Raw genomic sequence first — 26,155 nt, 5'->3', positions numbered from 1 at the left:
ACGGCGCCGCCGCCACCGATTACGGTGTCCGGTCGAAGATCGCACGCCCCGCATTCAGGACGCCGAGGATCACCAGCGAGATCCCGAGGAACCACCACAGGAACACGACGCCCCAGATCGGACTGCTCACGAGGGTGACGCCAGCGAGCACCGAGATGATCGCGAAGACGGCGGTGAGCGCCTTGGACCCGGAATCGCCGAGGGAGAAGAGGGAGACGAAGCCCTCGACGATCCAGAGGATCCCCACCATCAGCGTGATGAACACCGCCAGAAAGGCGGCGGATGCCTGCAGCTCCGTGAACGCGAGGATGCCGGCGACCACGTACAGGACGCCGAGGAGCGCGTGTCCGATCCGTCCGCCGACGCCCATCGTCTTCGACACGAAGGCGAGTCCGAGGTAGACGATGCCGGCGAGCACCGCGTAGACCGCGATGAGCGCCGTCACGGCGACCGCGGCTTTCGTCGGCCACACCAGGATCGCGATGCCGAACAGCGCGGCGAGGACACCGCCGACGATCAGGGCGAGACGGGCGCCCTTCGCGGAGGTGCGCGGGATGGTGGTATCCGCCATGAGAGGTACCTTCCGATCAGCGAACCAGAGCAACTGGTCCGCACTGTATACCCGCGCGGGCCTCGCGACGAGAGGTCCCGAGACTGGCTACGCCGCCGCGAAAGGCCAGATGAGCGGGACGTACAGCACCGCCAGGGCGATGTACAGCAGCGCCAGGGGGAGCCCGAGCTTCCAATAGTCCCCGAACCGGTACCCGCCCGGCTCGAAGATCATCAGGTTGGCGGGGGTCGCGATGGGGGTGAAGAAGGATGCCGCTCCTGCCACGGTGAGCGCCATCATGAACGGCTGCACCGACAGCTCCATCGCCGCCGCGACGGACACCGCCACCGGCGCGACGATCAGCACGGTCGCCGTGTTGCTGATCATCTGACCCAGCACAACGGTGAGCAGGACGAGCGCGAGCAGTGCGACGTGAGGCGCGGAGTCGCCGATGACCGCGAGCAGCCACCCGGCGACCAGGTCGGCCGTGCCGGTCTCGATGAAGGCGGTCGACAGCGGGATCATCCCGGCGATGAGGACGACGGTCGTCCAGGAGATCGCGTGATAGGCCTGCGGCACGCTCACCGTGCGGGTCAGCACGAGAGCGGATGCCGCGAGCAGCGCCGCCACCACGGGCGGCACGAGTCCCGTCCCCAGGAGCACGACCATGGCCGCCAGGATGGCGATCGCCCGCTTGGCGCCGATGCCGAGCGGGACGGAGCGGCGGAGCTGCGTGGGAGAGTCGACCACGAGGACCGATGACCCCGCCGTCTGCCTCGTCAGGTCGTCCCATGCGCCCTGCAGCAGGAGCACGTCGCCCATCTGGACGTCGAACTCGCCCGTCTTGAGCTGATCCATCCCCCGGCGCGCGGCCAGCAGGACGAGGTCGCCGCTCGGCGTCGCCATTCCCGGGCACAGCCGGACCCCGATCAGGGGTGAGCGCGGCGGGACGAGCACCTCGGTGATGCCGCTCGCGGGACCGAGGATCGAGGCGGTGTCGATGCCCAGCGAATACTCCTGCCGCAGGATCCGCGCGTGGCGCACCAGGTCCATCGGCATGAGGGCCCCGCTCCGCTCCGGGAGCAGCCGCTTCCCGAGGAGCGCGAGGATTCCGATGGTCCCGAGGACCAGCGGAACCCCCACCACCGCGAACTCGACGTACCCGAACGGCCGACCGCCGTTCTCCGCGGCGAAGTCGGACACGATGATGTTCACGGGTGTCCCGGTCAGGAGGAGCATCGATCCCGCGTGGGCGGCGAACGCGAGCGGCATCAGCAGCTGCGAAGTGGCGATACCGGCTCTCGACGCCACCACCACGACGAGCGGCAGCAGTGCGGCGACGGCCCCGTTGACGCTGATCAGCGCGGTGACGGCGGCGACGAGCACGCTGATGACGACGAGCAGGACGTTCCGGCGCGTGCCGGCCCGGGCGATGACCTTCTGCCCCGCCCAGGCGGTGACTCCGGTGGCATCCAGCGACTCGCTCACGACGAACAGCGCCGCGATGAACAGGACCGTCGGGTCGCCGAATCCGGCGAGCGCCTGCGGCAGGGTAAGCACCCCGGTGAAGTACAGCGCGAGCGCGACGCCGATCGCGACGATCCCGAGCGGGGCTCGATTGCTCACGAAGGCGACGATCGCCAGCAGGAGGATCGTGAGGGTGGCGACGACCGGGTCCATGACGATCCGTTGTCAGACCGGCTGAGTGGTCCGGGCGATCAGTCGGCCCCCGGCTTCCCAGCTGCGAAGGACCGAGCGGACTCGAGGAGGACGCGCGCGCCGAAGCCGGTCGCGCCCGCCGAGCGCCACGAATCATCGCTGTCGGTCTGCATGGTGCCGGCGATGTCGATGTGCGCCCACGGGGTGTCACCCACGAAGTGCGCGAGGAACAGCGCCGCCGTGGTCGCCCCGGCGAACTTCCCGCCAAGGTTCGCGATGTCGGCGACGTCCGAATCGAGCTGGCTCCGATACGTCCGCTCCAGCGGCAGCCGCCACAGCGGCTCGCCGGTGGCTGCGGAGGCGGCGAGCGCGAGGTCGGCCATCCACTGCTCGTTCGCAAAGAGCGGCGCGGTCGCCGGGCCGAGCGCCATGAGTGCCGCGCCGGTCAATGTCGCGACGTCGACAATCCCATCCACTCCGGCTTCGTTGGCGAGCACCAGGGCGTCCATCATGACCAGGCGCCCCTCGGCGTCGGTGTTCTTGACCTCCACGGTCGTGCCGCCTCGGGCGACGAGGACGTCGCCGAGCTTGTAAGCCGTCGCCGAGGGCATGTTGTCGGTGCACATCAGCCATCCCGTCACCCGGGTGTCCACGCCGGCATCGCGCAGGGCGGCGAACGCTCCGAGCACCGCGGCCGCGCCGCCCATGTCCATCTTCATCAGCAGGTGCATCGGGTCGGACGGCTTGAGGCTGATGCCGCCGGAGTCGTACATGATGCCCTTGCCCACCATCCCGAGGTGCCCGGAGGCACCCTCGGGCTCGTACGTGAGCGTGATCATTCGCGGCTCCTCGACGGAGCCCTGGTTCACCCCCAGCAGGCCGCCGCAGCCGAGCGCGATGAGATCGTCCCGGTCGGAGAGCTCGACGCCGAAGCCGTAGCGAGACCCGAGGCCGACCGCGATGTCGCCCAGATCGGTTGCGGTGAGATGGCCCGGCGGCGTGTTCGCGAGGTCGCGCGCGATGATCGTGGCGCGTGCCGTGACGAGGCCGGCCGCCGCGCCCGCATCCACCGCATCGGCGGCGGCTTCCTCGATCTGCAGCGCGAGCGTGCGCAGCGGAGTGTGCGTCGGTGCGGACTGCAGCGGGGTGTACCGGTAGCGCGCGAGCGCCGCACCCTCGACGAGAGCGCGGGCCGCCGCGGCCGGGTCGGCGTCCGACGTGCCGATCACCAGCGCGACGCGGGAGCGCCGTGCGGTCGCACGGGCGAATGCGGCGGCGACGTCGCGCAGGCCGACCAGGTCGGTGGAATCCCGCGGGCCGCCACCGACGGCGACGCGATCCGGACCCGACGGCGTCGGGATCACGAGGGTCCGGCCGATTCGCGGGTCGAAGCCCGCCCGGGTCAGCGCAGCCCGGTCCAGTCCGAGGTCGGCGGGCACCTCGCCCTCGGCGTAGACGGTGTATCCGACCGCCTCGACATCGTCGCCCGGAGGACCCACCGCCACCGATAGGCCATCCAGCTCGTCGAGACCGGGGAGGGTGGCGAAGTCCTCGGGGATCAGCTTGTTCGCACTGCGGCTCATCGGGATCTCTCCGGTTCCTCTGCCGCGGCCGGGTTCAGGGGCACGGCGTCGTCGATCTGGTCGGGGTCGTCGGGTTCCACCGCCGCGGGCAGCTCCCCGCGGACGCGCCCCGGCATCCGGGTCGCGGGAACGATCGCGAGGAGGGCGAGCCCGGCGAGGCCGAGCAGCGAGACCTTGAGCGCGAGAAGGCGGGCGTCCGCGTTGAGAGCGAGGGCCGCGGCAGCCTCCGCCTCGGTGGCGCTCGTTCCGGCGAGCACCTCCTCGAGCTGCCCGTTGGTGAGGAAGTCCGCCTCGTTGATGTTCACCTCGCTGATCAGTTGCGGTGAGATCTCCGGGTGCTCGTCGGCGGCGGTCTGCAACGTCGAGGCGAGGATGCCGACCGCGAACGCACTCGCGACGGCGATCCCCACCGACCCGCTCAGGTTGTGCACCAGGCCGCGCCAGGCGCCGACATCCCCGGCCAGCTGCTTCGGCGCCGACGACAGCAGGGTGTTGAACACGAGCGCGACGATCGCCCCCTGGCCGAGGCCGAGGAGGATGAGCCCTATGACGATGAAGAGCTGACCCCATTCGCCCCGGACGGTGAACGCGATCAACGTCAACGCCGCCGCGACCACGACGAACCCGATCGAGCCGAGCACGCGCGGCGCCGCGATCCGATACAGGTAGGCCACGAACGTGGATGCCAGGAAGATCGAGATCGTGTACGGGATGATCGAGAACGACGTCTGGATGCCGCTCAGCCCCTGCACGACCTGCATGTAGAGCGGGATGAGGAAGTTCGCCGCCGTGCCGACGAACAGCATCGTCGCCATGCAGGCGGTGACCGCGAGCTCGGTCCCGCTGGCCAGCACGCGCAGGTCGAAGATGCGCGCCTGCCGGTTCCGCTGTTGACGGGAGATCCAGACGAAGAAGGCCTGCCCGCCGATCACACCCAGGATGATGAGCAGGGGTGCCGGCGATACGCCGAGAACGTCGAACGGCGCCTGCGTCGAGGCGGACCACACTCCCCAGGAGTTCAGACCCGAGAATCCGAAGCTGAGCAGGATGATCGACAGCGCCGCGAGGATCGCGCCGGTCCAGTCGATCGCGAGGTCCGGCTGAGGGGCGACCTTCTTCAGCCGGAAGCTCAGCAGCAGGTTGAGGATTCCGAGCGCCACCATCAGGCCGAACGACCAGCGCCACCCGATCGTCTCGGCGAACCATCCCGCGAGGATGAGCGCCATGATGCCGGCGAGCGGGATCGCGGCCGCCAGGAAGCCGATCGCCTTGGCCTGCTTGTCGCCGTCGTAGTTCGTCGCGATGAAGACGGTCAGAGCGGGGGCGATGAGAGCGATGACGGCGCCGGACGAGGCCTGCGCGATGAAGAGCATGGCCGGGCTGAGGCTCAGCGCGACGGCGGCCATCGCGGCGGCGTGGATCGCCACCGCGATCTGGAAGACCCGGCGGGTCCCGAATCGCGCCCCGATCTTCGCGCCCAGGAGGATGAAGGCCGCCATGGCGAACGTGCCGGCCGTGATCGCCGTCCCGACGGACGTGGCGGGAGTGTTCAGGTCGGTCGTGATGCCGGCCATCGACACGGTGAGCGCGTTGACGGCGAACGACGCCTGCACCTGGGTCAGGACCACCACGATCAACGGCAGCCAGGACGCGTCTGCGGAGACGCGCGTCGGCTCGACTGCTTCCATGGGATCCCCCGTTTACGGGTAGGAATGGAACCGCTTCATTGCCGCGATGTGGCGGTCATCCTAGCGGCATCCGAGCGGCCCGCGACAGACGTCCCTCACGCCGGAGGCCCGCAAATGCCATGATCTGGTGCTATCGGATGCCTCGCGGCATCGGCTCGGCATGACCCCGGCTGTCTCGGCGCACGATGAACGGACCTCTCGCCATGGTGGACGACACGCACCGAACGGTCATCGGCTCGGTCGCCGCGCCCCGGACCGACCGCTTCCGGCTGCTCGCCGGCGGCCCGTTTCGGTTCGGCTTCGTTGCGGCGCTGGGGGTGCTGCTCGCGCTCGTGCTGGGAGCCGCCGTCGCCTCGCTCAGCACCGCGCTCACGCTGATCTTCGTGGCCTTCTTCATCTGCCTCGGCCTGTACCCGACGGTTCAGCGCCTGGAGCGCCGCGGCCTCTCGCGGGCGGGAGCCGTCCTCATCGTCATTGCCGGGTTCATCGGGGTGGTGGTGCTGCTGCTCTGGCTCGTCATCCCGATCCTCGTCGACCAGATCGGCACGCTCTTCCGATACCTTCCCGCCGGGTTCACCGACGTCGAGAGCCAATCCTGGTTCGTCGCCGCGAACGAATCGTTCGGCGGCGCCCTGACCGAGGGCCTCGAGTGGATCACCGTGACCGCCACTGATCCGACGACGTGGGTGGCCGTGGGCGGGGGCGCCCTGCAGGTCGGTGCGGGGCTTCTCAACCAGGTCTTCGGCGCCATCTTCGTGGTCGCCCTGACCATCTACTTCGTCGCCGGCCTCGAGTCCATCAAGGCGGGCCTCTACTCGCTCGTCCCCGCATCCAGGCGCGGCCGGGTCATGGACCTCGGCGAGGCGATCATGGAATCGGTCGGTACCTACCTCGGCGGCATGGTGGTCCTCGCGGCGATGAACGCCGCGTTCACTCTGCTCCTCCTGACGATCGCCCGTGTGCCCTTCGCCCCGGTGCTCGCGGCGCTCGCCTTCCCGATCACCCTGATCCCCCTCGTCGGCAGTGTGATCAGCCTCGCCATCGTGACGATCGTGTCGCTGTTCGCAGGACCGCAGACCGCGCTCGTCGTGGGCCTCATCATGGTCGTGTACGTCCAGATCGAGGCGTATGTCCTCACGCCCCGCATCGTGGGCAAGGCGATCAGCATCCCCGGATCGCTGGTGCTGATCGGCGCGATGGTGGGGGGCACCCTGCTCGGGCTGCTCGGCGCGCTGATCGCGTGCCCGACGACCGCGGCGATCCTTCTGATCATCAAGAAGGTCGTCGTCCCGCGACAGAGCGTCGCATGACGGGTCTCGATGCGGGCGAGACCGCCGGAGTGGCGCTGGCAGCCGCCCACGTCCTCATCGGATTCATGGCCACCGTCCTCGTCTCGGCGAACCGACGACCCTCTGCCGCCATCGCGTGGGTGCTGGCGATCATTTTCATCCCATTCCTCGGTGCGATCGCGTTCTTCTTCGTCGGACGCGATCGCCTGCCGGCACACCGCCGGAAGCAGCAGCGTGAGATGAACGCGCGACTGCTCGCCCATTCGTCTCCCGCCGCTCTTCCGGCAGACCCCTCCGCCGACCCGCCATGGCTGGTATCGGTCACGCGACTGAACGACACCCTCGGCGCCCTGCCGATGGTGGGCGGCAACCACGTCGCCATCCTCGAGGGATACGCGGAGTCGTTCGACGAGATGATCGCCGCCATCGATGCGGCCGAGGAGCGGGTGCACGTCGAGTTCTACATCGCTGTGCTCGATAGCTCGACCCGGCCGTTCTTCGATGCGCTCGCCCGAGCCGCCGCCCGTGGAGTGGAGGTGCGCGTCCTGTCAGACCATGTGTCCGGGTTTCTCTACCCGTTCCGCGCGGAGACGCAATCGTTCCTCCGCGGAGCCGGCATCCGGTGGTTCGCCATGCTGCCGCTTCGACCCTTACGGGGCCAGTGGCAGCGCCCGGACCTCCGCAACCATCGCAAGATCGTCGTGGTCGACGGTGCCGTCGCCTTCACGGGCTCGCAGAACCTCATCGACGAGACCTACCTCAAGAAGAAGAACATCGCGCGCGGGCTGCACTGGATGGAACTGATGGTGCGCGTCGAGGGTCCCGCCGCGCGCGAACTCGATGCCGTGTTCCTCACCGACTGGGCCGCGGAATCCGGCGACTCCCTCCCCTTCCTCGATCTCCCGTCGGCCGGCACCGGCACGATTGCGGTCCAGACGGTCCCGAGCGGTCCGAGTTTCGATAACGACAACAATCTCAAGCTCTTCGCTGCGCTCATCCACAAAGCGGACTCTCGGATCAGCATCACCAGCCCGTACTTCGTCCCCGCCGAGTCCCTCGAACTCGCACTGCTCACCGCCGCCGCACGCGGCGTCTCGATCGAGCTGTTCGTGTCAGAGATCGGCGATCAGAAGCTGGTGCACCACGCGCAGCGCTCCTACTACCAGGCCCTGCTGGCGGCAGGCGTGCGCATCTACCTCTACCGGGCTCCTGCTGTCCTGCACTCCAAGCACTTCACGATCGATGAGGACGTCGCGATCATCGGATCGAGCAACATGGACGTCCGGTCCTTCAGTCTCAACGCCGAGGTGTCGCTGCTCCTGCACTCGGCGGAGTTCGTCGAACGGATGCGGCGCGTGGAAGATCGCTACCGACGGGAGAGTCGCGAGCTCCTGCTCGACGAATGGTCGCGCCGACCGTGGGGCGAGAAGACACTCGACAACCTGGCGCGGCTGACATCGTCACTGCAGTGAATCAGCGCCGCGCTCTCAGCCGGAAGGACCGGGCGAGCTGCAGGATGCCCAGGACGATCAGCGAGACGCCCAGCATCCACCACAGCACCAGCGCACCCCACAGCGGGGAGAACAGGATGAAGACGCCCGCCACGATGCTGAGGATCGCGAAGGCGAGCGTCCACCCCCGACCGCGGCCGGCGCCCAGCGTGGTCAACGAGACGACTCCCTCGATGATCCACATGATGCCGATCAGCGCGCCGACGAAGACGGCGAGCGTCTCGGCGGCGAGGCTCAGGTTCGCGAAGGCGATGATCCCCGCCAGGACGAAGAGCAGACCGAGCACGATGTGGCCGATCCTCGCCCAGCCGCCGGCGGATGACGAGAGCACCCCCGTCGCGAGGTAGACCAGCCCGGCGACGAGCGCATAGACGGCGATGATGAACGCGACGACCATCGCGGTCTTCGCGGGCCACACCAGGATGAGGATCCCGACGATGACGGCGAGCGCGCCGCCGACCGCGAAGGCCGTCCGCACCCCTGTGACCACCGCTGCGGTCGTCGAATTGCGGGACATGGCGACCCCTTCCCCACCGGAACAGCGCCAGGGTATTCCTCTGCGGCGGCCCTCACAATGACCGGAGACGTGAGCCCGCGGCCGCCTGCCGAGCAGACGGCCACGCCTCCCGCCGGGTCAGCGCCGGATCCGCACCGCCGCCGATGTCGTCGAGACGCTCTCGTACCCGCGCTTGCTCACGGTGACGGTCACGGTCACCCTCTTGCCGGCGTCCGCATTCTTGACGGTGTACACCGCACCCGACGCACCGGCGACCGCCCGGCCGTCGACCTTCCACCGGTACGCGATGGCGTCGGCGCCCGGCTTCACCCTCACCGACGCCGAGAGCGTCGCCCCGGCGACCGCCTTCCCCTCGATCCGCGGGGTCGAGACGGCAGCGAAGGTCTTGAGGACGGTCACCGGTTCGGACGACACGGTGACCGTCTGGTACCCGCGTTTCGCGAGGGTCACCCGCACTGAGAGCTGGGCTCCCCCGATCGCCTTTCCGATCGTGTAGCGCGCGCTGTCCGCCCCGCGGATGGCGGCGCCGTCGGCGAACCACTGGTACGACCGCTTCGCCGACCTCGGGCTGGAGTCGACCCTCACCCTGACCTTCTCGCCGACGACGAACGAGCCGGTGACTTTCGGCGTCGAGGCCTCGATCGCCGGGTCGGGCGGATCGATCAGCGCGAGCGCGTCGATCGCGTCCGAGACGAGGACGGATGCTGCGGACACCTGCTCCTCGGTCGGTCGCGACGCGGCCAGCACGACGCGCGCCTTCTCGAGCGCTCGGTCGAGGTCAGCGAGGGAGGCATCGGTGTAACGGGACCGGTCGATCTCCGCCGCGCGGTCCACGAGGGCGGCGAGGGCCGTGGTGTCGACGTCCCCCGCACCGCCGGCCGCGACGAGGGCGAAGTCGTCGAACACGCCCCAGGTCCCGGCGCCCACCGACTCGAGCGAGCCGGACACGACGGCCTCACCGGAGGCGCCGACCGTGACCGTCACCTGCGACGGGTTGTGCTCACCCCACGCCGTGAGCCGGAGCGGCGTCTCGAAGGTGCCGGCCGAGGTGACGGCGCGCAGCGTCGCCGTCCCGGCGGTGAAGCCGCCGCCATGGGCGACGGCCGAGAGCGTGTACTCCCCCGGTTCCAGTCCCGTGACCGTCTGCGTGACCGTGGTGGAGTAGGTGGCGTCCGACCAGAATCTGAACGCGCGGTCGCCGCTCGTGGCATCCGCCGACCAATCGATCGCGCCGCCGCTCCCGGTCACCGTCCACGGCGTCGGCGACGCGCCCTCGAAGTCCGGGTCGGCCAGGAGGTTCGCTGTGACGACGATCGCCGCGGAGACCGGATACCCTCCCGCGGCGACGCCTGTGACGGTGTACTCGCCCGGACTCGTGATCCACGAGACGGCATCCGACCACTCCACCCCCACCTGCGCGGACGACAGATCGTTGTACCGGAGGGTGACGGTCTCGGGGAGGGCGATGTCCGCAGCGTCCGTCACGGTGAGGGTCACGGGATCGTGCGACTCGATCGCACGTTCCGTGGTCGCGCCGGTGTAGACGTACTCGAACGTCGACAGCGATTCGAGGGGCCGGCCGTCGGCGGCGAACAGCGCCTGGTTGTCCCAGGCCGAGCCGCCGTAGTACTCCCCGGCGTCCTCCGGGTCGTACTCACCGGCGGCCGAGCTCGCCCAGCCCGAGCCGTCCCGCTCCCAGAGGATCCGGTTCGCCGCAAGTTCGCGGGGCGGGCCGACCGGAAGCCACGCCGGCTCCCAGTAGTAGACGCCGATCCCGGCGCCTCCCGGGACGTCGTTGACGGCGGCGATGACGTCGCGCAGCGCGCGGGCCTGTCCCTGCACCGACACCGGGTACTGCGTCGCCTCCTCGGGGAGGTCGATGACGTTGGGATGCCCGTCGGCGTCGACGAGCGTGTGCGCCCAGGACGTCTCGGCCACCATGACCTTCTTGCCGAATCGAGTGGCGATGGTGCTGAGCTCCCGCGTCAGGTTCTCGAGCGTGCCGTGCCAGTACGGGTAGTACGAGGACGCGAAGACGTCGTAATCGACTGCGTTGTCCTGCAGGTAGCCGGCGAAGTCGGGATACCGCCCCTGCTCGGGGTTCGTATAGTGCACGGCGACGAGCGCGTCGGGGAAGACGTCGCGGACGGCCGTGGACCCGGCCTGGAAGATGCGCGACATGTTCACCCAGCTGGTCTCACCCGCCACGCCGCTCGTCGTCTCGTTGCCGACCTGGACCATCTCGACGTCGACACCCGCGTCCCGCATGAGGGTGAGGGATTCCGTCGTGTACTCGGTCGTCGCTGCCACCTTCTCGTCGATGTCGAGCCCGGCCCACGCCTTCGGCGCCTTCTGCTTGGCCGGATCGGCCCAGAAGTCGGAGTAGTGGAAGTCGACGAGCACGCCCAGACCCGCCTTCGTGGCGAGCCGTCCCATGTCCGCCGCACGCTCCGCGTCGACGGTCCCCCCGCCGTAGCCGTCGCCCGTCTCGGAGTTGTAGGGGTCGTTCCACACCCGGAGCCGGACGTCGGTCACACCGGCATCGGCGAGCACCTCGAAGAGGTTCGCCTTGCGGCCGCGCTCATCACGGAACACGACTCCCGAGTCGATCAGCGACAGGTACGACGAGACGTCGACGCCGCGCGCGAAGTCGGTCGGAAGTCCCTCGACCTTCTGGACGAAGATGCCGGCGTCGACCGGCCCCGCCTCTCGCGCCGAGGCGGCGTGGGCGCTTGTTCCCAGCGCCAATGCCGCTGCGGCCGAGACCGCGATCGCTCGGAAGAAGTGCCGTGTCGTCATGGTGGCTTCCCGTCGTCGTTGAGGGGTGAGTGCGTTCGAGCCGGTCTGCGGCAACCTGTTACCGGTCCCACTGAGACCGGTAACAGGCTAGGACTGCGCGAGACCGCGCAGAAGATGGGGACGGATGCCGTGACCCAACCGTGACCTTGCCCCGCGCCTCCGGGCGACCTCCTTCTCCGGGGGGTGGCCGGCGAGGATACGCGCCGGGACGGTCGCGGGCAAGCCCGCCGACAGCCGCCGCCGAGACGAGGAGGGTGAGCGCCATGACGGACACTCCGCAGGAGCGGGAGCCCGGCGCTCCCGCCTACGACTCGACATCGGGCGGCGCCGCCGTCCCGGTCGACCACCGCCGGACGCTGCAGGCCGATGTTCTCGACCGGGAGCGGGAGAAGTTCGGCGGGTTCAAGTTCGGCGCCGCATTCTTCGGCTGGCTCACCGCCATGGGCACCGTCGTGCTCCTGAGCGCCCTGGTCGGGGCGATCGGCGCCGCGGTCGGCGCCGGCACCGGCACGACGGTGGACGAGGCCGCCGATGCGGCGGCTGACGACCCCGGCGCCGCCGGCATCGTCGGCATCATCGTGATCGCGCTGGTCCTGCTCATCGGCTACTTCGCGGGCGGCTACGTCGCCGGGCGGATGGCGCGGTTCAGCGGCGCCAAGCAGGGCGTGGCGGTCTGGCTGTGGGCCATCCTCATCGCGGTCGTCGTCGCCATCGTCACCGCGATCGCCGGCAGCCAGTGGGACATCCTCGGCAACCTGGGCGGGTTCCCGCAGATCCCGGTGACCCCCGAGGCGGCGTCGACCACCGGCATTCTCACCGCGATCGGGGCCGCGATCCTCACCCTCGTCGGTGCGGTTCTCGGAGGACTCGCCGGCATGCGGTACCACCGCCGCATCGACCGGGTGGGCCTGGGCCGCTGAGCCCGCTCCCCCCACACCGAAGGTCATCATCGAAGGAGACGACATGATCGAAGAACGCGACATCGCCGGGCTTGCGGGGTCCGCTGTGCGGGACCCCGACGGCGAGAAGATCGGCACGGTGGGACAGGTGTACGTCGACCCGAAGACCGGGCGCCCCAACTGGACGACGGTGAAAACGGGCCTGTTCGGGTCGTCGGAGTCGTTCGTGCCCCTCGACGGCGCCGACGTCGTCGACGGCGATCTGCGGGTGCGGTATCACAAGGACGTGGTGAAGGACGCGCCGCGCATCGACGGCGAGGGCGACGTCTCGGAAGCCCAGCAGGACCACCTCTACTCGTACTACCACCGCACCGACTCCGGTGCGGACGGGGATTCCGGTGAGGGGGCGGGAGCTGCGGCCGGGACGGGCACCTCGGCGGGGACGGAAGACGACGCCCGGACAGGGTCCGACGTTCGGCACGATGACCGCGATCGTGCGGGCGAGGACGACAGCCCGGACCGCACACGCGACGAGGATCCCGCCCGTCCGCCGAACGGCAGGAGCCGCGACGAAGGCGACAGCGACGACGCCGGTGGCGGCGGCATCCGCCTGCGCAAGCACGTCGTCACGGAGTACCAGACCGTCACGATCCCCGTGGAGCGCGAGGAGATCGTGGTCGAGCAGGACGCCAATGCCGGTGCGGGCACCGAGGGGAGGTCGCCGGACCGCTCCTGAGACGGTCGCCGGCGGCATCCGTCCTCCGGAGGGGATTCCCGGATGCCGCTGTGGACCCGCTCAGCCACCACGGCATCGCCGCCGGTAGGCTGAGACGTCCCGTGCCCGCCGAGCATCGCGAGCTCCCATGGATCTGTCGATCATCGTTCCCACCTTCAACGAAGGTCCGAACGTCGATGAGCTTCTGCGCCGCATCGGCACGGCACTCGACGGACGCGTGTTCGAAGTCGTCTTCGTCGACGACTCCACCGACGACACAGCCGCGATCATCGCGGCTGCGGCCTCTCGCTTCCCGTTCCCGGTCCGCGTCCTCCATCGCGACGTCGCGACGGCCGGCCTCGGGGGCGCCGTCGTGGAGGGCTTCCGCGCGGCCACCTCGCGATGGTGCCTCGTCATGGACGGCGACCTGCAGCATCCGCCCGAGGACATCCCCCGGATGATCGAGCGTGCCGAGCGGGGCGACGTCGACATCGTCATCGCGTCGCGGTATGCCTCGGGCGGAACGTCGGGAGGTCTCGCGGATGCGACGCGCACGGCCGTGTCCCGCGTCTCGACGTCCCTCACCAAGGCGATGTTCCCCCGCAAGCTCGCGGGCTGCACCGACCCCATGACCGGGTTCTTCCTCCTCGACACCGACGCCGTCGACGTCGAGGCGCTGCGCCCCCGCGGCTTCAAGATCCTGCTGGAGGTGCTCGCGCGTCGCCAGCTGCGCGTCGACGAGGTGCCGTTCGACTTCGCGCAGCGCTACGCCGGCAGGTCGAAGGCGACCTTCACCCAGGGCGTGCGCTTCCTGACCCAGCTGGCGATGCTGCGGTTCGGCCGCATGTCGGCGTTCGCGCTCGTCGGCGGATTCGGCGCGATCGCCAACCTCGTGATCATGTGGGGCCTGATCCGGCTCGGCCTGGACTACGTGCCGGCCGCGGTCATCGCGAGCGCCGTCACGATCGTCACGAACTTCTTCCTGCTCGAGTACCTCGTCTTCGCGGACATGCGCTCCGAGTCGGGGCGCATGCGCAGCCGCTTCCTCAAGTCGACGACCTTCAACGGCCTCGAGGCCATCATCCGGATCCCGGTGCTCTCGGTCCTGGTGGAGGGCGCGCACGTCCCCGCGGTCCTCGCGGCCGCGCTGACCCTGATCGCCGCCTTCGTCGTGCGGTTCATGTTCCACGCCCTGATCGTCTATGCCCCCAAGCGCACGCGACGTGCCGCCGCCGTCGCCTCGACGGCCGCCGCCGTCGCTCCCGGGCGTACCCTGGAACCATGACGGAGAAGACCGACCAGATCACGATGTTCGGCGCCGATTGGTGCCGTGACTGCCGCCGCACGAAGTCGCAGCTCGACGAGCTCGGGGTCGCCTACCGGTACGTGGATCTCGAGGCCGAGCCCGACGCCGCCGACATCGCCCGGGAGATCTCGGGCCGGACGAACATCCCGGTCGTCGTCTACCCCGACGCCACGCACCACGTCGAGCCCAGCAACGACGACGTGGCGACCAAGCTGCGCGAGCTGTCGCTCATCTGACGCCCGCCGCGCCGCGCCGATGACAACGCCGTCACCGACCGACGCCGCGCCGAGCCCGGAAAAGGCGGGGACCCGGCTGGACGACGGAACCCGTGCGACCCTCGACGCCGAACTCGAGCGTCTCCGCGCCGGAGCCAGCGGCTGGGCCCGGCGGACCCTGCCCGCGCGCCGCGCGCTCCTGCTGAAGGTCCGCGCGGCCGTCGGCGTCGTCGCGGCGGACTGGGTGCGCATCGCCGCGGACAGCAAAGGGCTGCCGGCGGGGCATCCGCTGCGCGGCGAGGAGTGGCTCGCGGGCCCCTACGCCGCGATCGTCGCGCTCGACGCCTACGCCGCGACCCTCGACCGACTCGCACGCGGGGAGAGTCCGCTGGCCGGCATCCGATTCGGCACAGCTCCCGGCGGCCGCGCCGTCGTCCCCACCTCGCCACGGGACGCGACCGACAACCTGCTGCTGTCCGGATACACGACCGAGGTGTGGCTGCGACCGGGCGTGACCCCGGCGCACGCAACGGATGCCGCGGGGCTCGCCGCCCGGCATCCGTCGTCCTCCGGAGGTGTCGGACTCGTCCTCGGCGCCGGGAACGTGACCGCGATCCCGTTCCTCGACGTCCTCTATGAGCTGCTCGCGTTCAACCGCGTCGCCCTCCTGAAACTCAACCCGACGCAGGATGCGCTGCTGCCGGTGCTCGCCAAGGCGCTTGCCCCGCTGACCGGGCCCGGGTACGTCCGCATCGTGCGCGGTGGGGGCGGCATCGGCGCATACTTGACGCGGCATACAGCGATCGATCATGTGCACATCACGGGCTCCGAGGCGACCTTCCGCGCCATCGTGGGCGGTGGTCTCGACGTCCCGATCACTGCGGAGCTCGGCGGGGTCTCCCCCATCATCGTCGCGCCCGGACGCTGGTCGCGTGCGGACCTGCGCTTCCAGGCCGAGCACATCGCGACCATGCGGCTGCACAACAGTGGCCACAACTGCATCGCCGGTCAGGTGGTGCTGGTCAGCGGCGACTGGGATCAGCGTGTCGAGTTCGAGCGCGAGTTGCACGCGGCCTTCGCGAGGACCCCGCAGCGCGCGGTCTGGTATCCGGACAGCGAGAAGCGGCTGCACGGCGTGCGCGAGGCGTACCCGGATGCCGTGTGGTCGGCCGGCGACACCCGCGCGATCGTCCGCGGGACCGGCGAGATCGAGACGACGGAGTACTTCGCGCCCGTGCTCGGGATCATCGAGCTGGCCGGCACGGGTCAGACTTTCGTGGACGCGGCCGTGGCCCACGCCAACGAGCGGCTCACCGGGACCCTCGGCGCGCACGTCCTCGTCGATCCGCGCACGCAGCGCTCACTGGGGCGCGGCTTCGAGGAGGCGATCGCGCGACTCGAGTACGGCACCGTCGCGATCAACGCCTGGACCGCCTTCGGGTTCCTGACGCCGACGGCGACCTGGGGAGCCTTCCCGGGCGGCACCGTCGACGACGCGCCCAGCGGCATCGGCGTCGTCCACAACGCGCTGTTGCTGGACGACGTCGAGCGCACCGTCGTGCGGGGTCCGTTCCGCCCGTTCCCGCGGTCGCTCGGGCGCAGCCGGTTCTCGCTCCTCCCGAAGCCGCCGTGGTTCGTCACCTCGCGGACCGGCGCCGCCGTCTCGGAAGGCTTCGCCCGGTTCCGGATCGACGGCCACTGGGGCCGGCTCGCCGTCACCCTGGTCCGCGCCTTCGGCGCCTGACCGCCGCGGCGGCTCCGCCGCCGCGATCCCGGCCGCGAGCCGGCGGCACTCGTGCCGGAGATCCTGTCCGTCGCCGCGGGTGCAACCGGTTACCCGGCGCACGCAGGCCGGAATCTCCGTCGCGGGTGCCGAGGCAGGTGGGACAGGGGCGGACGCCGGCACGCGATCCTGGGCGCGAGGCGACGAGCGGGCGCCGCCAAGCGTGGGACACACGCGGGCAGAGGCGCGCGGCCTGGGCGAGACGGAGGCGGCACTCGTGTCGGAGATTCTGTCTGTCGCCGCGGGTGGGACCGGTTACCCGGGGCGCGCGGGCCGGAATCTCCGTCGCCGGTGCCGGGGCAGGTGGGACAGTCGCGGGTGCCAGAGCGGGTGCTGGGGCAGGTGGGGCCGGCGCGGACGCCGGACACGCGAAAGCGCGCGGCGCCGGGAGGAACCCGGGCGCCGCGCGCTTCGCAGGATGAGCTCAGCGACCGCTGCGGCGGGCGCCCCCGTTCGGGCGGACGACCGAGCCGACGGTCAGGCCGCCGGACGATGCGCGGCGACCGGTGCGGCGTGCGCCCCCGGCGGGAGCGGCTGCCTTGGCACCGGTGTGACCGGCCGCGGCGCCCTGGCCGTGCGAGGCTCCGTGCGAACGAGCCGCGGGCGCCTGGCCCTGGCCCGCCCGACCCGCACTCGCGGTGCGACCGGCACCGGCGCCACGGCCCTGGCCGCGGCCTTCGCCGCGCGCCTGGCCGCCCTGACCCGAGCGGCCGTCACGGGCGGCGCGCTTGCGCTGCGCGTTCGCGCCCTGGCTCTGACCGCCGCCGCGCTGCTGCTGCTGCTGCTGCACGGGCTGCGGCGTGACGTGCGGGGCGATCGGACCGACGAGCTCGAGCACGGCGGGCGACGTCGCCGTCACGCTCTCGGGCGTGACACTGATGGCGGCCTTGCGGAGCAGACCGTCGACGTCCCGGCGCTGCTCGGGCAGCACGATGGTGACGACGGCGCCCTCGGCGCCGGCGCGGGCGGTACGGCCCGAGCGGTGCAGGTACGCCTTGTGCTCCATGGGCGGGTCGACGTGGACGACGAGCTCGACGTTGTCCACGTGCACCCCGCGGGCAGCGACGTCGGTGGCGACGAGCACGCGCGCCTCGCCCGAGGCGAATGCGGCGAGGTTGCGGTCGCGCTGCGGCTGCGACAGGTTGCCGTGCAGGTCGACCGAGGGGATGCCTTCGGCGGTGAGCTGGCGGGCCAGCTTCTTCGCGGCGTGCTTGGTGCGGAGGAAGAGGATGCGACGTCCCATGCCCGAGGCGAGCGTGCGGACGAGCTCCTTCTTGGCGTCGGTCCCGCCGACGTGGAACACGTGGTGGGTCATCGCGGCCACGGGCGAGTGCGCCTCGTCGACCGAGTGCAGGACCTCGTTCTGCAGGAAGCGGCCGACCAGCTTGTCCACGCCGTTGTCGAGCGTGGCGCTGAAGAGCATCCGCTGCCCGTCCTGCGGGGTGGCGTTGAGGATGCGGGTGACGCCCGGCAGGAAGCCGAGGTCGGCCATGTGGTCGGCCTCGTCGATGACGGTGATCTCGACGGCATCCAGGCTCACGAGCTTCTGCTTCATGAGGTCCTCGAGGCGGCCGGGGCACGCCACGACGATGTCGGCGCCGGCGCGGAGCGCCTCGACCTGACGGTTCTGGTTCACGCCGCCGAAGATGGTGGTGGTCTTCATGCCGTAGGCGGCGGCGAGAGGTGCCAGCGTGCGATCGATCTGCGTGGCGAGCTCGCGGGTCGGAGCGAGCACCAGTCCGAGGATCCGACCGCGGCGGCGGGTGCCGCCGGCGAGGCCCTGGCCGAGTCGCGCGGCCATCGGGATGGAGAATGCGAGCGTCTTGCCCGAGCCGGTGCGGCCGCGGCCGAGCACGTCGCGACCGGCGAGCGTGTCGGGCAGCGTGTCGATCTGGATCGGGAACGCGGTGGTCTTGCCGTCGGCCGCCAGGGCGGTGACGAGGGGAGCGGGCACGCCGAGCGCGCCGAACGTGGGTTCAGTCATGGAAGAACTAACTCGGGCGTGGTCGCCCGGATCGGTGTCCCGAGTGCGGATGCGCAGACGGGTTCGCCGTGAGAAGGAGTCGCCGGCGACGATCGATCGATCGGCAGCGGTAGATGCGTTCTACGACGCGAGGGGCACCAGGGAAGGCGCCGCAACTCCTCCACCCTAGCAGTCGCGGCTGACCGTGAGCCGATGACGTCGTTCGGCGGTGGCGGATGCCGCTCCCGGTCAGCCCGCGAACCGGTCCGTCGCCGCGCGGAGCGCCGCCGCGATCCCGGGCTCGCTCGCGGAGTGCCCGGCGTCGTCGACGACGACGAACTCGGCCTCCGGCCAGGCCCGGTGCAGGTCCCAGGCGGTCATCATCGGGGTGCACATGTCGTAGCGGCCCTGCACGATCACCGCGGGGATGTGGCGGATGGCATCCGTTCCATCGATGAGCTGACCCGGGGTGAACCACCCCCTGTTGACGAAGTAGTGGTTCTCGATCCGCGCGAATGCGGTGGCCCTCGCATCCTCCGCCATCGACGCGACGAGGATCGGATCCGGGTGCAGCGTCAGGGTGGATGCCTCCCACGTCGTCCAGGCGACGGCGGCCGGGACGTGCACCGCCGGGTCGGGGTCGGCGAGCAGCCGGGAGTACGCGGCGATCATGTGCGACCGCTGCCCCTCGGGGATCGGGGCCACGAACCCCTCCCACTGGTCGGGGAAGACGGCCGCGGCGCCGCCCTCGTAGAACCACTCGAGCTCGGCGTCGCGCAGGGTGAAGATCCCGCGGAGGACGAGCTCGGACACCGCGGCGGGATGGGTCTGCGCATAGGCGAGCGCGAGGGCACTCCCCCACGAGCCGCCGAAGACCTGCCAGGTGTCGATGCCCAGCGTCGTCCGGAGCAGTTCGATGTCGGCGACGAGATGCCACGTCGTGTTCGACGCGAGGTCGGCATCCGGTTCGCTCACGTGCGGGGTGCTGCGGCCGCAGCCGCGCTGATCCATGAGGACGATGCGGTACCGCTCCGGGTCGAAGAAGCGGCGGTGCCACGGCGAGGTCCCGGCGCCGGGACCTCCGTGAAGGAAGATCACCGGCTTGCCGTCGGGATTGCCGGACTGCTCCCAAGAGACGCGCTGCCCGTCGACGAGGAGCTCACCGGTCTCGTAGGGTTCGATCCCGGGATACAGGATGCCGTCGAGCGACGCCTGCGGCCTCACAGCTCGCCGCCGGATGCCGCGAAGGTGTCGCAGTCGTTCACGCCGCCCCGGTAGCCGTTCATGAACCAGCGCTGCCGCTGCTCGCTCGACCCGTGCGTCCAGCTCTCGGGGTTGACCCTGCCGGACTGGGACTGGATGTGGTCGTCGCCGACCGCCGCAGCCGCGGCGAGCGCGTCGTCGATCTGCTGCTGGGTGGGCTCCTGGAGGTAGGGGACGCCGTTCCGGTCCTCCTGCTCGGCGGCATCGGCCACCCAGGCTCCCGCGAAGCAGTCGGCCTGCAGTTCGGTGCGGACGGCGTTGCTGTCCTCCCCGGTGCCCTCGCGCGGATGCTCCTCGAAGGTGCCGCGCAGCTGCTGCACGTGATGCCCGTACTCGTGCGCGAGGACGTACAGCTGGGCGAGGTCGCCGGCTTCCGCGCCGAGCTGCTCGCGGATGATCGTCCAGAACGTGGGATCGACGTAGACCGTCTCCTCGGGCGGACAGTAGAACGGTCCGGTCGCGTTGGACGCGGTGCCGCAGGCGGTGGACGTCTGCTGCTCGACGATCACGAGCTCGGGCGCGCGATACCCCTCGAGCGTCGCCTCCCAGAAGGAGTTGATGACCTCTTCGCCGGCGTCCAGGCGGCAGGCGTCGTCGGTGTTCGCGTCCTCGCCGGTCGCGCAGCCCTCGATGGCCGTCCCCGGCTCGGCCGCCCCCTGCTGACCGCCGCCGCCCAGCAGCGCACTGAAGTCCTGCCCGGTGAGGAGGCTGATCACGACGACGGCGATGCCGAGCACGCCGGCGCCGCCGGCGATCACGGGGCCGCGGCCGCCCCGCCGCTTCGCGCTTCTGCCGGTGACGTCGGCATCGGGATTGAAGGTCATGCCGCGACGGTACTCCCGCGCGCGGTCCGGCTGCAGGTGCTTGCGCCCGCTGCGCCTGTCGTGCTCGCGTGCCGGGTGCCGGGTGCCGGATGCCGGATGCCGCGCCTCCACCCATCCGGCGTAGGCGCGGAACGGTGTCGTCGGCAAGAATGGACGGACGGCCGAAGGAGACAGAGTGGACGCAGCAACCGGCGAGCACGCCCCCGGCGATTACGCCGAGTCGCACACGATCGCGCTCCCCGCCGAGCCCGGCGATGTCGGTCCCGGCTTCGCCCAGATCCAGCCGAACCCGGAATGGTGGCTGGCCCTGCCGACCGGCGCACGGCTCGTCGGCCTGGTCGTCTCACGGCCCGACATGCCGAGCATCTTCACCCAGCGCGAGGCGCTGGCGCGCTTCGGCGTCCCGATCGAGGGCTTCCGGCACCCGGCGCCCGAGACCGGCGAGACCTGGGAGGACCGTCTCACCCGGCTGTTCGGCCGCCTCGGCGCGGGCGACGTCCTCGTCGTGACCGACGTGAAGGCGCTCGGCCGCGACGTCGACGAGGAGACCCGCACGGTCGCCGAACTGCGGCGCCGGTCGGTGATCGTGAAGGTCCTCGACCGCGGCTGAGGTCAGCCGCGGCCCGACGGATGCCGCGTCACTCGGCCACGCAGATGCGGCTTTCCTGGCTGACCGTGCCGTCGGCACGACGCAGTGCGACGTCGATGCAGACCTGGGTGTCGCCGTCCAGCGACACCGTCACGGTCGGGTCGGGCACGTTCCGGGCATCGCCGCCACCGCCGTCGAGCCGCACCCGCTGCCAGATGAAGCTGTCCCCGTCCTGCGGGTCGGGATTGTTCCAGCGGAACACGACCTGATCGCCGTCGATACGGCCTGACCCGTCCTCGGGCGCCGGCACGAATCCCGCGACCGGATCCTGCGGCTGGGGCGGTGCCGCGGAGGTCGACGGCGCGGGCGAGGTCTCGTCGGGGGGCGGCGCGAGCAGGCTGGCGGTCGCGACGATCCCGACGATCACGATCGCGGCGGCCGCGATGCCGAGCCCGACCCACAGGCCGCGACGCGACGTCGCCGCCGGGGCGGACGGCGCCCCCGGAGGCATGCCCGGCGCGGTCGCCGCGGGAGCGGCGGATGCCGTCGCGCCCGGGATCGTCCCCTGCGGCGGGACGCTCCGCGGCCCGCGGACGATCGTGCCGTCGTCGACGGCGGTCGTGGCCGTGTGCGCCGGCGGAATGGACGTGGGCGCGCGGAGCATCGTGGCATCCGCCCCCGTCGTCTCCGGCTGCACCTGCGCGGCGTACGCGCTCCGCTCCCAGGTGGGGCCGGCCGCGGGGGCGGTGTGCGGATCGATCGAGACGATCCCGCGCACGCGGGTCAGCTCGCCGTCGTCCTCCTCCTCCTCCGCCGGCGGCGAGTCGTCGAGGATGTCGATCGGCGTCACGGAGTGCGCGAGCTCGATCTGCACCTTCTGCAGAGCGCGGGCGAAGGCGACCGCGGATTCGAAGCGGTCACCGGCGCGCTTGGCCATCGCGCGCTCGAGCACGAGCTGCAGCGATGCCGGCGCATCGGGGCGCTCCAGCCGCGGCAACGGCTCGCCCTCGATGCGCCGGATGAGCTCGGCGCCGCCGTTCCGCCCGCCCGGCACCTCGAAGGGCGAGCGACCGGAGAGCAGGTTGTAGACGGTGGCGCCGAGCGCCCACACGTCGGATCGGACGGTGAACTCGGGATTGTCGGCGAAGGATTCCGGCGGCGACCACGGAATCGACATCCCCGCCGCCGGGTCGGCGCCGTCGGCCGTCGTCGCGATGCCGAAGTCGGTGAGCGCGGGGCGGTTGTACTCCGTGACGAGGATGTTCGCCGGTTTGATGTCGCGGTGCAGGATGCCGGCGCGGTGAGCCGTCTCGACCGCCGCCGCGACCTGGATGCCGACGCGCAGCGCCTCGGCGACCGAGATCGGAGAGCTCCGCGCGCGCACCTGCAGGTTCGGCTTGGAGCAGTACTCCATGACGAGATAGGACCGACCGTCGTCGGACACTCCCGCCTGGTAGATCGTGACGATCGCAGGGTGGGTCGAGAGCATCGCCATGACGTTCGCCTCGGCCTGGAACTGCTCGCGCGCACCGCCCGTCATCTTCTCGGCGAGCAGCACCTTGACGGCGACGCGGCGACGCGGCAGCGCCTGCTCGTACAGGTAGACGTCGGCGAATCCGCCGGAGCCGAGGACCTGCTGATAGCTGAAGCCCGCCAGCTGCGGCGGGGGCGCGGGAGCGCGCTTCGAACTCACGGAAGATCCTCGAAGGTCAGCGTCACGCCGTCGCCGAGGTCCAGGACGTCGGCGTTCACCACCATGGTCGGCTCGTTCGGGTGCAGGCGCACGGGGTCGTGCCCGCCGCGCAGGAGGACGGTGCCGTTGGTGCTGGCGAGGTCGATCGCGAGCACGTGCTCGCCCTCGGCCCGGATCTCGACGTGGTTGCGCGAGATGTCGTGCTGCGGTCCGTCCACGGCGATGAGGGTGGGCAGCTCCGCCTCCGCGGGCCGGGTCGAGCGCGGGCGCCGACCGATGATGACGGTCCGCTCGAGCTCGAACGTCCGGCCGTCGGCGAGGCGGATGCGTCCCTGCGACGGGCTTCGGCCGGGCACGTTGTCGATCGATTCGTACGACACCGGCGCCTCACCCCGGAGCGCACGCGCCTCGGCGACCGAGATCGTCGCGCCGTCGTGGTCGCCCAGCTGGCCGGGGAGAGGTGGGGCCGGTGCGACGAACGGCGGGAACGCCGGCACCTCGAGGAGGGCGGGCGCGGGTGACGTCGCCGGCTTGCGGGGACTGGCGATCGTCTCGCCGAGGACGGGGTCGTCGAATCCCGCGACCGTGTCGGCGCTGACCGGCGCGGGCGGAGGTTCCGGCGCCGCGAGAGGCTCGGATTCCGGGTTCGCCTCCGGCGCTGCGAGAGGTTCGGGTTCCGGGTCCGCTTCGGGCGCTGCGAGCGGTTCCGGGTCCGCCTCCGGCGCTGCCGGCGGTTCCGGGTCCGCTTCCGGCGCCGCGAGCGGTTCCGGCTCAAGCACAGGCACGGGCTCGGGCACCGGCACGGCCGCGAGCACGGGCTCGGGAACCACCGGGGGCTCGACCACGCGCGGCGTCGGGTCCGCGGCATCCGCGAGGGATGCCGGCACGGCAGCGGCGACCGGGACGTCGGGCGCGGTCCGAGGGACCTCGGCCGAGCGGGCGTCGGCGGACGCGTCGCTTGCGTCGAGGGTGAGGACGAGACTCGCGATCGGAACGACGCCCGAGTCGATGGGGAGCGGATCCGCGGCGCCGTCCGCGCCGAGATCGACGCTCACCCGGGTCGCGCCGGCGATGAAGCGCTCCGTCCAGGTGGACACACCCGCGCCCGAGACGGCCTCCGGGCCAGAGGGGGTCTCGATGATGAGCTCGACCGGTCCGCGAGCGGCGACGCGCACGCCGTCACCCTCGGCGACGGCCAGCCCGAAGGGAGGGATCGCCGTCAGCGACGTGCCGAACGCCCCCGTGAGGGATTCCAGGATGGCGCCGATGCCGCCGCCGTCCAGCCGGCGCCAGACCGCCTCGACCGCGTGCGGGGTGACTTCGGGTGGAAGGACCGCGAGCGCCGTGCCGGTCACCGCGGCACGCCACGCCCCCGCGGCTCCATCCGGCTGATATCGCACTCCGCGCATCACGCGCCCCCTTTCGCCGCAGAACGCGGTCGTGTGTCTCCGTCTGCCTCCGAGACGGCGCCCGCGGGAGCCGTCTCGTACGCATCATCATCGTGCCCTGCCACGCTCAGGGCGTCGACCACGACCGCCGTGATGTTGTCCCGGCCGCCGTGCAGCATCGCCTCGTGGACCAGTCGGGTGGCGGCATCCTCCGCGCGCGGGACGTCGCCGAGCACCTCGGCGATCCGCTCCGCCGACACCTCTCCCGAGAGTCCGTCGGAGCAGATCAGGATGCGGTCGCCAGGCTCCGCCGGGACGAGCCAGAAGTCCGCCTCGCCGCCGCTGCCCGCGCCGATCGCGCGGGTGATCTCGTTGCGCCGACTGTCGCGGCCGGCCGATTCGCCGTCGAGGACGCCCGCGTCGATGAGCTCCTGCACGACGGAGTGGTCGACGCTGATCTGCTCGAGCAGGCCGTCCGCGTAGCGGTAGGTCCGCGAGTCGCCCACATTGATCGTCAGCCAGTATCCGGATCCGCCGACCTCGGTGACCGCGACGCCGCTCAGCGTGGTGCCGGCGGCACGACCCTGGTGGCCGATGCGCTCGACCGCGACCCGCGCCCGGGCGAGGGCGTCGCGCATCGCGTCGATCCCCACGGTCGCGGAACCCGCCAGCAGCCCGAACTCCGCCATCACCGCCTGACTCGCGGCCGCGCCGGCATCGTGACCGCCCATGCCGTCGGCGACGAGGAAGAGGGGGTACCGGGCCAGATGGGAGTCCTCGTTCACCCGCCGACGCAGCCCTGGATGGGTCGCCGCGCCGATGCGCACGTCGATCACCCGCGCCGTCACCGGGCACCCTCCACGGTCACGCGACGATCGCCGACCTCGAGGACGTCGCCGGACCACAGTCGCGCACGCTCCCCGGGGACGATCCGCTGCGGCTGACCGGAGCGCACGACGACGACGCCGTTCAGCGAGTGCCGGTCGAGCACCCAGGCGCCTCGCTCGTCCGCGCCGATCTCGAAATGCGTCTTGGAGATCGACAGGGTCTCGTCGCGGACCGGCACGGCCTGCAGACCCGGCTCGGCCACGGGACTGCGCCCGAACAGTGTCGCCTCGTACACGGTGTGGCGCGTGCCGTCGTCCCAGACCAGCATCGCCAGCGTCGGCGCACTGGAGGGGTGCGCCTTGGGACGGATGCCGTTGCGCGTGGGGACTCCCGGCACGGTCGAGATGACGTCCACCGGCAGGGTGCGCGGCACGGCTCCGGCCGCCCGCGACGCCGGCGCCCACGACGCGGGTGCGGGTGCGGCTGCGGCGGGCGCCGCAACCTTCTCGGCGCGCACCGGAACGGGCCCCCGCGGTGGAGCGGATGCCAGGGCGATCACGGCCGGCTGCGGCGGGACGCGGGTCGCGCCTCCGATGGGCGCCGGCGCGACGGACCGGCGCAGCGCCGGCTCGATCCGCGCCGGTGCCGTCGCCGCGGGCCGTACCGGCACGGCATCCGTCATCACGGCGCCGGAGGCCAGGTCATGCCAGCCGCGGCGCCACGAGGACGGGTCGAAGAGGGGCGAGAACAGGCCGACGACGGCCGATGCGGTGAGGACCCAGAGGACGTTGCGGCCGAGGGCGCGAGCGAACCCGAGATCATCGTCGTCGTCGGCGTGCGCGAGGCGCAGGCCCATGACGCGCATCCCGAGGGAGCCGCTCCGTCCCTGCATCGCGGTCTGCACGACGAACCAGCCGAGTGCGACACCGGCGGCGGTCGGCGCCAGCGCGGCCAGGGGCACGGCGCCGTCCGTCAGGACCGAGAGCGTCACGACGAGGCTCGAGGCGACCGCCGTGACCGCCACCGAGATGGCGAGGTCGATCGCCACCGCGGAGACGCGGTGGCTGAGCGCGGCAGCGGAACGACCCATCAG

General features: G+C 71.3%; 21 protein-coding genes. 8 read left to right on the top strand and 13 right to left on the bottom strand.

Annotated features, from left to right (window positions below; all coding sequences use genetic code 11):
* Nucleotides 1-19: 19 nt before the first annotated feature.
* From AB3M83_RS02480 to AB3M83_RS02465, 4 genes are all read right to left on the bottom strand, one after another.
* Nucleotides 20-571 carry an HdeD family acid-resistance protein gene (locus AB3M83_RS02480; RefSeq protein WP_412944824.1) on the bottom strand — a complete coding sequence of 184 codons (552 nt, stop codon included), beginning with the start codon at nucleotides 569-571 and terminating at the stop codon, nucleotides 20-22.
* Between the two features lie 87 nt (nucleotides 572-658).
* Nucleotides 659-2,230: an SLC13 family permease gene (locus AB3M83_RS02475; protein ID WP_412944823.1), complete on the bottom strand. Its 1,572-nt coding sequence runs from the start codon at nucleotides 2,228-2,230 to the stop codon at nucleotides 659-661.
* Between the two features lie 38 nt (nucleotides 2,231-2,268).
* On the bottom strand, nucleotides 2,269-3,792 hold the full coding sequence (locus AB3M83_RS02470; RefSeq protein WP_412944822.1) for a leucyl aminopeptidase family protein: 1,524 nt from the start codon (nucleotides 3,790-3,792) through the stop codon (nucleotides 2,269-2,271).
* Complete coding sequence (locus tag AB3M83_RS02465; RefSeq protein WP_412944821.1) at nucleotides 3,789-5,480, bottom strand: MFS transporter; 1,692 nt, start codon at nucleotides 5,478-5,480, stop codon at nucleotides 3,789-3,791. The genes AB3M83_RS02470 and AB3M83_RS02465 overlap by 4 nt, the downstream gene beginning before the upstream one ends.
* Before the next feature lie 185 nt (nucleotides 5,481-5,665).
* On the opposite strand from AB3M83_RS02465, the gene AB3M83_RS02460 reads away from it, so the two are divergent.
* Nucleotides 5,666-6,790 (top strand): AI-2E family transporter, encoded by a 1,125-nt coding sequence (locus tag AB3M83_RS02460; RefSeq protein ID WP_412944820.1) that lies wholly within the window; start codon nucleotides 5,666-5,668, stop codon nucleotides 6,788-6,790.
* A complete protein-coding gene (gene cls / locus AB3M83_RS02455) occupies nucleotides 6,787-8,241 on the top strand; it encodes a cardiolipin synthase (RefSeq protein ID WP_412944819.1) in 1,455 nt (484 codons plus the stop codon). Before AB3M83_RS02460 ends, cls begins: the two co-directional genes overlap by 4 nt.
* Before the next feature lies 1 nt (nucleotide 8,242).
* Here cls and AB3M83_RS02450 read toward each other — a convergent pair whose 3' ends face one another.
* Both AB3M83_RS02450 and AB3M83_RS02445 read right to left on the bottom strand, forming a co-directional pair.
* Nucleotides 8,243-8,797 carry an HdeD family acid-resistance protein gene (locus AB3M83_RS02450; protein WP_412944818.1) on the bottom strand — a complete coding sequence of 185 codons (555 nt, stop codon included), beginning with the start codon at nucleotides 8,795-8,797 and terminating at the stop codon, nucleotides 8,243-8,245.
* 117 nt (nucleotides 8,798-8,914) lie between these two features.
* A complete protein-coding gene (locus AB3M83_RS02445; RefSeq protein WP_412944817.1) occupies nucleotides 8,915-11,596 on the bottom strand; it encodes a glycosyl hydrolase 53 family protein in 2,682 nt (893 codons plus the stop codon).
* Nucleotides 11,597-11,859: 263 nt separating this feature from the next.
* On the opposite strand from AB3M83_RS02445, the gene AB3M83_RS02440 reads away from it, so the two are divergent.
* The 5 genes from AB3M83_RS02440 (at nucleotide 11,860) to AB3M83_RS02420 (ending at nucleotide 16,475) form a co-directional block, all read left to right on the top strand.
* Nucleotides 11,860-12,516, top strand: coding sequence for a hypothetical protein (locus tag AB3M83_RS02440; protein WP_412944816.1), 657 nt, complete (start codon nucleotides 11,860-11,862; stop codon nucleotides 12,514-12,516).
* A 43-nt stretch (nucleotides 12,517-12,559) separates the two neighbouring features.
* Complete coding sequence (locus tag AB3M83_RS02435; RefSeq protein ID WP_412944815.1) at nucleotides 12,560-13,231, top strand: PRC-barrel domain-containing protein; 672 nt, start codon at nucleotides 12,560-12,562, stop codon at nucleotides 13,229-13,231.
* A 127-nt stretch (nucleotides 13,232-13,358) separates the two neighbouring features.
* Nucleotides 13,359-14,495, top strand: coding sequence for a glycosyltransferase (locus AB3M83_RS02430; protein WP_412944814.1), 1,137 nt, complete (start codon nucleotides 13,359-13,361; stop codon nucleotides 14,493-14,495).
* Entirely contained in the window at nucleotides 14,492-14,752 is a 261-nt protein-coding gene (locus tag AB3M83_RS02425) for a glutaredoxin family protein (protein ID WP_412944813.1), read from the top strand. The genes AB3M83_RS02430 and AB3M83_RS02425 overlap by 4 nt, the downstream gene beginning before the upstream one ends.
* 19 nt (nucleotides 14,753-14,771) lie before the next feature.
* Nucleotides 14,772-16,475 carry an aldehyde dehydrogenase family protein gene (locus AB3M83_RS02420; protein ID WP_412944812.1) on the top strand — a complete coding sequence of 568 codons (1,704 nt, stop codon included), beginning with the start codon at nucleotides 14,772-14,774 and terminating at the stop codon, nucleotides 16,473-16,475.
* Between the two features lie 463 nt (nucleotides 16,476-16,938).
* Here AB3M83_RS02420 and AB3M83_RS02415 read toward each other — a convergent pair whose 3' ends face one another.
* The 3 genes from AB3M83_RS02415 to ypfJ form a co-directional block, all read right to left on the bottom strand.
* A complete protein-coding gene (locus AB3M83_RS02415) occupies nucleotides 16,939-18,498 on the bottom strand; it encodes a DEAD/DEAH box helicase (protein ID WP_412944811.1) in 1,560 nt (519 codons plus the stop codon).
* Between the two features lie 228 nt (nucleotides 18,499-18,726).
* Complete coding sequence (gene pip, locus AB3M83_RS02410; RefSeq protein ID WP_412944810.1) at nucleotides 18,727-19,701, bottom strand: prolyl aminopeptidase; 975 nt, start codon at nucleotides 19,699-19,701, stop codon at nucleotides 18,727-18,729.
* Complete coding sequence (gene ypfJ, locus AB3M83_RS02405) at nucleotides 19,698-20,564, bottom strand: KPN_02809 family neutral zinc metallopeptidase (RefSeq protein ID WP_412945960.1); 867 nt, start codon at nucleotides 20,562-20,564, stop codon at nucleotides 19,698-19,700. The genes pip and ypfJ overlap by 4 nt, the downstream gene beginning before the upstream one ends.
* Nucleotides 20,565-20,739: 175 nt before the next feature.
* Here ypfJ and AB3M83_RS02400 point away from each other — a divergent pair, with 175 nt between their 5' ends.
* Complete coding sequence (locus tag AB3M83_RS02400; RefSeq protein WP_412944809.1) at nucleotides 20,740-21,174, top strand: recombinase family protein; 435 nt, start codon at nucleotides 20,740-20,742, stop codon at nucleotides 21,172-21,174.
* A gap of 28 nt (nucleotides 21,175-21,202) precedes the next feature.
* Here AB3M83_RS02400 and AB3M83_RS02395 read toward each other — a convergent pair whose 3' ends face one another.
* The 4 genes from AB3M83_RS02395 to AB3M83_RS02380 are packed head-to-tail and all read right to left on the bottom strand — an operon-like array spanning nucleotide 21,203 to nucleotide 26,152.
* Nucleotides 21,203-22,846 carry a serine/threonine-protein kinase gene (locus tag AB3M83_RS02395; RefSeq protein ID WP_412944808.1) on the bottom strand — a complete coding sequence of 548 codons (1,644 nt, stop codon included), beginning with the start codon at nucleotides 22,844-22,846 and terminating at the stop codon, nucleotides 21,203-21,205.
* Nucleotides 22,843-24,255, bottom strand: a complete 1,413-nt coding sequence (locus AB3M83_RS02390) for an FHA domain-containing protein (protein WP_412944807.1) — start codon at nucleotides 24,253-24,255, stop codon at nucleotides 22,843-22,845. The genes AB3M83_RS02395 and AB3M83_RS02390 overlap by 4 nt, the downstream gene beginning before the upstream one ends.
* On the bottom strand, nucleotides 24,255-25,082 hold the full coding sequence (locus AB3M83_RS02385) for a PP2C family protein-serine/threonine phosphatase (RefSeq protein WP_412944806.1): 828 nt from the start codon (nucleotides 25,080-25,082) through the stop codon (nucleotides 24,255-24,257). Before AB3M83_RS02385 ends, AB3M83_RS02390 begins: the two co-directional genes overlap by 1 nt.
* Nucleotides 25,079-26,152 (bottom strand): RDD family protein, encoded by a 1,074-nt coding sequence (locus tag AB3M83_RS02380; protein ID WP_412944805.1) that lies wholly within the window; start codon nucleotides 26,150-26,152, stop codon nucleotides 25,079-25,081. Before AB3M83_RS02380 ends, AB3M83_RS02385 begins: the two co-directional genes overlap by 4 nt.
* Between the last annotated feature and the right edge of the window lie 3 nt (nucleotides 26,153-26,155).

This window comes from Microbacterium pasadenense (assembly GCF_047246565.1).
GTDB lineage: Bacteria > Actinomycetota > Actinomycetes > Actinomycetales > Microbacteriaceae > Microbacterium.
The sequence above is the reverse complement of the archived record's forward strand: the minus strand, read 5'-3'. Positions and strand labels throughout refer to the sequence as shown.

Coding starts and splice junctions, on each gene's coding strand:
- AB3M83_RS02425 (WP_412944813.1), top strand. CDS start 14,492: ATGACGGAGAAGACCGACCAGATCACGATGTTCGGCGCCGATTGGTGC.
- AB3M83_RS02445 (WP_412944817.1), bottom strand. CDS start 11,596: ATGACGACACGGCACTTCTTCCGAGCGATCGCGGTCTCGGCCGCAGCG.
- AB3M83_RS02465 (WP_412944821.1), bottom strand. CDS start 5,480: ATGGAAGCAGTCGAGCCGACGCGCGTCTCCGCAGACGCGTCCTGGCTG.
- ypfJ (WP_412945960.1), bottom strand. CDS start 20,564: ATGACCTTCAATCCCGATGCCGACGTCACCGGCAGAAGCGCGAAGCGG.
- AB3M83_RS02430 (WP_412944814.1), top strand. CDS start 13,359: ATGGATCTGTCGATCATCGTTCCCACCTTCAACGAAGGTCCGAACGTC.
- AB3M83_RS02420 (WP_412944812.1), top strand. CDS start 14,772: ATGACAACGCCGTCACCGACCGACGCCGCGCCGAGCCCGGAAAAGGCG.
- AB3M83_RS02440 (WP_412944816.1), top strand. CDS start 11,860: ATGACGGACACTCCGCAGGAGCGGGAGCCCGGCGCTCCCGCCTACGAC.
- AB3M83_RS02380 (WP_412944805.1), bottom strand. CDS start 26,152: ATGGGTCGTTCCGCTGCCGCGCTCAGCCACCGCGTCTCCGCGGTGGCG.
- AB3M83_RS02390 (WP_412944807.1), bottom strand. CDS start 24,255: ATGCGCGGAGTGCGATATCAGCCGGATGGAGCCGCGGGGGCGTGGCGT.
- AB3M83_RS02415 (WP_412944811.1), bottom strand. CDS start 18,498: ATGACTGAACCCACGTTCGGCGCGCTCGGCGTGCCCGCTCCCCTCGTC.
- AB3M83_RS02460 (WP_412944820.1), top strand. CDS start 5,666: ATGAACGGACCTCTCGCCATGGTGGACGACACGCACCGAACGGTCATC.
- AB3M83_RS02475 (WP_412944823.1), bottom strand. CDS start 2,230: ATGGACCCGGTCGTCGCCACCCTCACGATCCTCCTGCTGGCGATCGTC.
- AB3M83_RS02435 (WP_412944815.1), top strand. CDS start 12,560: ATGATCGAAGAACGCGACATCGCCGGGCTTGCGGGGTCCGCTGTGCGG.
- AB3M83_RS02470 (WP_412944822.1), bottom strand. CDS start 3,792: ATGAGCCGCAGTGCGAACAAGCTGATCCCCGAGGACTTCGCCACCCTC.
- cls (WP_412944819.1), top strand. CDS start 6,787: ATGACGGGTCTCGATGCGGGCGAGACCGCCGGAGTGGCGCTGGCAGCC.
- AB3M83_RS02480 (WP_412944824.1), bottom strand. CDS start 571: ATGGCGGATACCACCATCCCGCGCACCTCCGCGAAGGGCGCCCGTCTC.
- AB3M83_RS02450 (WP_412944818.1), bottom strand. CDS start 8,797: ATGTCCCGCAATTCGACGACCGCAGCGGTGGTCACAGGGGTGCGGACG.